Origin of the sequence: Mesorhizobium sp. M7A.F.Ca.ET.027.03.2.1 (assembly GCF_003999175.1) — a bacterium.
Lineage (GTDB): Bacteria > Pseudomonadota > Alphaproteobacteria > Rhizobiales > Rhizobiaceae > Mesorhizobium.
On record NZ_RZOM01000270.1, the window covers coordinates 1 to 6,296 of the forward strand.

Consider the following 6,296-nt stretch of genomic DNA (forward strand, 5'->3'; position numbering starts at 1 on the left):
GTGTCAGCAGCACGTTGGCCGCCACCTGCGGCGCCAGCTTCGACAACACCATGGCCGCCGTCTGCGGATGCTCACCGGCCAGGAAGGCACCAAGCCGCGCCGGTTCGAGCTTTTCGAGTTCGGGCCAGATCGGCGGCGGGCCTTCCGGTGCGACCTCGAATTTCTTGTCGCCCATGATCGCGCTCATCTCTTCGGGCGAGAGCGATTCGTTGAGGATGGTGTCCATCCTGTCGGCGGAATCAAGCAATCCCGCCCCTTCCGTGAACTCGGCCTCGAACTCGGCGACGATGCGCTCAAGATCGCTTTGCGGAATCGTCCGCAGCAGGCGGGCGCCCTCGATCAGGGCCTTCAGTTCTTCCTGCTTGAAGAATTTCAGCAGGCGGCTGGCCGACGGCTTGCCCATCGCCACAAGTATGGCGGCCGCCTTCTGCGCGCGGGTCAAGGTCACCGGCGTCGTCATGCCACTCGCCTCCGCTGCCACCGGCAAGCCCCGCAAACCATGTCTAGGCGCCCTTCGTGCCGGCGATGATTTCGGTCAGCCTGATGCCGAACCGCGACGGATCGCTTTCCAGCACGGTGATCTCGCCGCGCGCGATCTTGCGGCCGTTGACCACGACGTCGACAGGTTCGCCGATGCGGCGATTGAGCGCCACGGTCGAGCCTTTTTGCAGCGCCATCAGATCGGAGACCGGCATCTCGGTGCTGCCGAGGATGATCTGGACATCGACGGGGATGTTCATGATCACGCTCGAATTGGCTGATGAGGCCGCCCTGAAGGCCGCATCGGGGCGTTGCTCCTCTTCATGCAGGACACCGCGCAACTCTTCGATGGCGCGATCGAGTTGCTCGTCCGGCTGGTCGAGGTCGGCTTCCGCCTTGTTTTTGGCCATGATCGTCTCCAAATGCTCAGGCGCGTCCGGCGGCAGCCGGCATCAGCCCGTCGATAAAGTCCTGCCCGGCGTCGTAAGGATGCCTGATCCGGACGGTGTAATTCTGTCCCAGTTTGCCGAACTCGCATACGAACAGCGTCTTGCCCCGTGCGCTGAGACGCGCCTGGGACTGGGCCGTTTCCTCGAATTCGATGACGTCGCCGATTTCGAAACCGGCGAGGTCGCCGAGCGTCAGCCGCGCCAGCGGCATAGTGGCCTCGAGCGCCACGGTGGAGCGCATCACCTCTTCCGAAAAGCGGGCGCGCCAGCTGGGGCCGTGATCGTCGTCGCTGACAGGCACGGCTCCGTCGCGGCTGGCCAGCACGACGCGCTGCGGCATCGTCACCGTGACGGTGCCACTGTCGGCCGGCGTCGAGATGCCAAGCACGATACGGATTGCCGCGCCATCGCGCAGCACATACCGCTTCGCCTCGGTGCCGGACATTGCTCGCGGCGCGGGCAGGCGCAGGTCGAGCGAGCGCTTTCCCGATCCGTTGAGGGCCTGCGCGACCTGCTGGAACACCATGGTCGAAACATCGATTTCGATCTGCGACAGATCGCGTTCGATCGGCGATGCCGGCAGATCCGGGTCGCCGCCGAACAGCGTGCAGACCATGATCGCGATCGCCGGAGCATCGATCACCAGGGTCATCGCATCAGAGGACGCCGACGAGCCGATCACGGTCATGGCAAACGTGTCGCCGGCACGCGAACGCGCCTCGGGAACGCGGCTGACCTCGATCGCTTTGAGGTCGACGACGACCGGAACGCCAAGCTCGCTGGTCAGGCTTTTCTGCAACAGCGGTACGGCGCGTTCGGCCATGGCGCGGCCTGCGTCGATGACCTGCGCGGCCTCGCCGCTGTCGCCGACCAGACGCTCGATGATCAGCGAACGCGCTTCCGCTGGGCTGCCCGGACTGGTCATGACAGTGCTGGGACCGATCTATCGCGCATCGTTCAGGCGGCCTTCTTTTCGACGGTGCCGGTATTCATCGTGCTCTGCTCGACGGCATCGATCGTCGGCCGTTCATAGGACGAGATGGTCTTACGGCCGAACTCGATCGCCACCTGCGGCAGCGCGCCGTTCATGTAGGCCAGCAGCGTCTGCTTGACGATGATATAGAGGCGGTTCTTCTTCTCACGCACCGTCTTGATCTTGGTGGCGACCGGCCCGACCACCGAATAGGACAGGAAGATGCCGAGGAACGTTCCGACAAGTGCGGCACCGATCAGACCGCCGAGGATTTCCGGCGACTGGTCGAGCGCGCCCATCGCCTTGACCACGCCGAGCACGGCGGCGACGATGCCGAGCGCCGGCAGGCCATCGCCCACCGCCACCATCGCGTGATAGGCCTTCATCTTGTCGGACCTGATGGTCTGGATCTCTTCGTCCATCAGCGCCTCGATCTCGTGCGAGCGGGCATTGCCGATGATGATGATGCGGCAGTAGTCGCAGATGAAATGCGTCAGGTCATGATTGTGCAGCACGGTTGGGAACGCCTGGAAAATCGCCGACTCTTCCGGATTGTCGATATGCGCCTCGACCTCGCTGCGGGATTTCGAGCGCAGCTCGCGCATCAGCGAGTGCAGCACGCCGAGCGTCTCGAGATAGTCCTGTTCCTTCGGCACCGCCTGCTTGAAGGCTTCGAGAATGGCCTTGCCGGTGTCCTTGACCGTCTTCATCGGATTGGCAACGAGGAAGGTGCCAAAAGCCGCGCCACAGATGATCACGGCCTCCCATGGCTGGATCAGCACGTGAAGATGGCCGCCCATGGCCATGAAGCCGCCGAGGACGCAGCCGAGCGTTACCACCAGTCCAATCAGAATGCCCACGACAGGTCCTTCCGCATTTCACATCAGGAGCTAGGGATAGTCCCCGTGCCTTGTGTGAGGCTTGAATCGAGGGCGTGGAAGCGATTCAGTTTCGCGCAAGGAAGTAGGGGTATTGTGCCGGCATAGCTTCGGCCGGAGGCACGTCTTTGCTCAATACCTTTACCAGCTACCAGCTCATCACCAAGGACATTTCAAAATCGATCGACAGGATCGAGCAGCAGCCCGTGGTTGATCGCGACACCAAATATTATCTCGCGAATATCACCAAGGTGAAATCGATCGACGATTTCGTCAAAAACGACCGTTTGTTCAAGTATGCCATGAAGGCCTACGGGCTGGAGGACATGGACTACGCCAAGGCCTTCATGGTCAAGGCACTCAAGGAAGGCGTCTCCGATCCCGACAGCTTCGCCAACAAGCTGACCGACAAGCGTTACGCCGAATTCGTCAGCGCCTTCAACTTCGCCGCCAACGGCGCCGATGCGACCATCTACAACAAGACACAGCAGTTGGTGACCAAGAACTATGCCATCCAGGCCCAGATCGCCGGCCTCGATCCCAATTCGGCCTATGTGAAGGGCGAGACGACATACTATCTCGCCAACATCACCAAGGTGAAGTCGATCGACGATCTGATGTCGAACAACCGGCTCTACACATACGCGCTGGCGTCATTCGGTCTCGACTCGGCGACGGAGGACAAGGATCTCATCAAGCGGGTTCTGCAGGGCGGCGTCCGCGATCCCGACAGCGTCGCCAACAAGATGACGGACAAGACCTATGCCGCGCTTGCCTCCGCCTTCAACTTCGAAGCCTATGGCGAAAACACCACCACCATCAATCCGGCGCAGCAGCCGACCGTCGACAAATACATGCGCCAGACCCTCGAAGAGGATGCCGGTCAGGCCAACCAGGGCGTGCGGCTGGCGCTTTACTTCGATCGCAAGGCCCCAACCATCACCAGCTGGTATGACGTGCTGGCCGACACCGCGCTTGCCAGTGTCGTGCGCACCGTGCTCGGCCTGCCCGATTCCTTCGCCACCGCCGATGTCGACAAGCAGGCGCAGCTGTTCGAGCAAAAACTCGACATCTCGGATTTCTCCGACCCCGAAAAACTGGGCAAATTCCTGACCCGCTTCACCAGCATGTACGAGATCAACCACCCGACTTCATCGGCCGTCACCTCGGTCAGCGTGCTGTTTGCCCAGCCACTCACAGTCGGCATCTCCACCGACCTGATGATGGCCATGCAGAAACTGAGGTTCTGAGACAATCATGCGGGACAGCCTGTACGTCGCCCTTTCGTCGCAGATCGCGCTCGAGCGGCGCCTCGACACCATCGCCGACAACGTCGCCAATGCCTCGACGATCGGCTTTCGCGCCACCGGCGTGAAGTTCGAGGACGTCGTCTCCGGCACCGGGCAGAAATCGGTATCCTTCGCCTCCCCGGGCAAGACCTACCTTTCCGGCGCCCATGGTGCCTTGAGCGAGACCGGAAATCCCTTCGATTTCGCCGTCCAGGGCGATGCCTGGTTTGCCATAGAGACGCCGGTCGGCACCGTCATGACCCGCGACGGCCGCTTTTCGATGAACGAGAACGGCGAGCTGATGTCGATCGAGGGCCACCCGGTGCTCGATGCCGGCGGCTCGCCGATCCAGCTTGATCCCCGCAACGGCCCACCCAAGGCCGGGGCCGATGGTTCGTTGCGCCAGAACGATCAGCTTGTCGGCTCGATCGGTCTCTACAATTTCGACCCAGGCCCGAACTTCGTCCGCTACGGCAATTCCGGCATCGTTCCGGCACGCACCCCGGAGCCTGTCACCGATCGCTCGGATATCGGCGTCGCCCAGGGTTTTCTCGAAGAGTCCAATGTCAATCCGGTGCTGGAGATCACCAGGCTGATCATGGTCCAGCGCGCCTTCGAGAACACCGCCGCCCTGATGCGGCAGACCGACTCCTCCACCGACGAGGCGATCAAGACGCTCGGCTCGAAATAATCCATGTCGCTCGACCAGCCATCCCTGCGCGCACTCGAAAGACAACTCCAGCCGGCGCCGGAAGACCGGCTTGCCGCGCTGGAACGGGTCTGGCGGCGTTTCGCCGACGCCGAGGCGCTGCTCAAGCGCGGCGGCCGCGTCATCGAAGTCACGCCCACGCACTACAAGGTGCACGGCCTTTCCGGCTTCGCCAGACTGGGCGACATCGTCGAGCAGCGCGGCCATGCCGGTGCGCGCCGCGGCGAGATCGTCAAGATCGGCCGCGACGAGGCCGTCGTGGCGCCCTTCGAACGCAGCGCCGATGCCGGCATCGGTGATGCCGTTTTCCGCCGCGGTCCGCTCGTGGTGGCGCCGCATGCCTCGTGGCGCGGCCGCACCATCGACGCACTCACCAGGACGATCGATGGCGGCCCGCCGCTCGCCCGGGGAGACGACACATCGAGCGGCGCCCAGACGACGCCGGGAGCCATGGCGCGGCAACGCGTCGGCACTGCCTTCATGACCGGCGTCAAGGTCATCGACATCTTCACGCCGCTCTGCTTCGGCCAGCGCCTCGGCATCTTTGCCGGCTCCGGCGTCGGCAAGTCGACGCTGCTCGCCATGCTCGCCGGCGCCGACGCATTCGATACCGTCGTGGTGGCGCTCATCGGCGAACGCGGCCGAGAAGTCCGTGAATTCCTCGAGGATACTATCGGCGACAGCATGGCCAAGACCGTCGCCGTCGTCGCCACCAGCGACGAAAGCGCCATGATGCGCCGGCGTGCGCCGGACACCGCCATGCGCGTCGCCGAGCATTTTCGCGACCAGGGGCATCGCGTTTTGCTGGTGCTGGATTCGATCACCCGCTTCGCCCACGCCCTGCGTGAGGTGGCGACGGGGACCGGCGAGCCGCCGGTCGCGCGCGGTTATCCGGCCTCGGTGTTCACCGAACTGCCCAAGCTGCTCGAACGCGCCGGGCCGGGTACGGAAGGCAAGGGATCGATCACCGCCATCATTTCCGTGCTGGTCGACGGTGACGACCACAACGACCCGGTCGCCGATTCCGTGCGCGGCATCCTCGACGGCCATGTCGTGCTCGACCGCGCGATCGCCGAACAGGGTCGCTATCCCCCCGTCAACCCGCTGTCGTCCATATCGCGGTTGGCCGGAAAGGCTTGGAGCGTCGAACAGCGCGCGCTGGTGACAAGGCTGAAGTCGATGATCTCGCGCTTCGAGGACACGCGCGATATCCGGTTGCTCGGGGCCTATCAGGGCGGAGTCGATGCCGAACTGGACATCGCCGTGCGCCAGGTGCCGCTGATCTATGAGGCGCTGACGCAAGCGCCGAAGGATCGCCCGTCGACCGACCCGTTCTCCGATCTCGCCCGCCACCTCAAGAGCAAGCTGAACGCCGATGCCGGAGACTGAACGCGAATATACCGAGCGCATTCTGCGCGACATGATCGCCGAGGCCAACGCCGTGGAGCAAGCCGAGGCTGACGAAACGAGAACCGCCAAGGCAAAGGCTGCCCGTGCCATCGCAGCCAAAGCCGAGGC

The 6,296-nt window shown here is 63.5% G+C and carries 6 protein-coding genes and 1 pseudogene; 3 read left to right on the forward strand and 4 right to left on the reverse strand.

Going from position 1 to position 6,296, the window contains the following annotated elements; all coding sequences use genetic code 11:
* The 4 genes and pseudogenes from EN750_RS14045 to motA all read right to left on the reverse strand — a co-directional run.
* Positions 1-460: pseudogene (locus tag EN750_RS14045) on the reverse strand (flagellar motor switch protein FliG); the annotation flags it as partial.
* 43 nt (positions 461-503) lie between these two features.
* Entirely contained in the window at positions 504-890 is a 387-nt protein-coding gene (gene fliN, locus EN750_RS14050; protein ID WP_127396771.1) for a flagellar motor switch protein FliN, read from the reverse strand.
* Positions 891-906: 16 nt separating this feature from the next.
* The gene (locus tag EN750_RS14055) at positions 907-1,854 is read right to left on the reverse strand and encodes a FliM/FliN family flagellar motor switch protein (protein WP_127269588.1); all 948 of its coding nucleotides are present in this window, start codon (positions 1,852-1,854) and stop codon (positions 907-909) included.
* Positions 1,855-1,886: 32 nt separating this feature from the next.
* Entirely contained in the window at positions 1,887-2,762 is an 876-nt protein-coding gene (gene motA / locus EN750_RS14060; RefSeq protein WP_127290388.1) for a flagellar motor stator protein MotA, read from the reverse strand.
* 146 nt (positions 2,763-2,908) lie between these two features.
* Between motA and EN750_RS14065 the strand changes: the two genes are divergently transcribed.
* Genes EN750_RS14065 through fliI form a run of 3 tightly spaced genes read left to right on the forward strand, consistent with a single transcriptional unit; the run spans position 2,909 to position 6,167 of the window.
* Positions 2,909-4,030 carry a DUF1217 domain-containing protein gene (locus tag EN750_RS14065; RefSeq protein WP_127320967.1) on the forward strand — a complete coding sequence of 374 codons (1,122 nt, stop codon included), beginning with the start codon at positions 2,909-2,911 and terminating at the stop codon, positions 4,028-4,030.
* 7 nt (positions 4,031-4,037) lie between these two features.
* Positions 4,038-4,760 (forward strand): flagellar basal-body rod protein FlgF, encoded by a 723-nt coding sequence (flgF, locus tag EN750_RS14070; RefSeq protein WP_127380744.1) that lies wholly within the window; start codon positions 4,038-4,040, stop codon positions 4,758-4,760.
* 3 nt (positions 4,761-4,763) lie between these two features.
* Positions 4,764-6,167, forward strand: a complete 1,404-nt coding sequence (fliI, locus tag EN750_RS14075; protein ID WP_127396772.1) for a flagellar protein export ATPase FliI — start codon at positions 4,764-4,766, stop codon at positions 6,165-6,167.
* Positions 6,168-6,296: the final 129 nt, after the last annotated feature.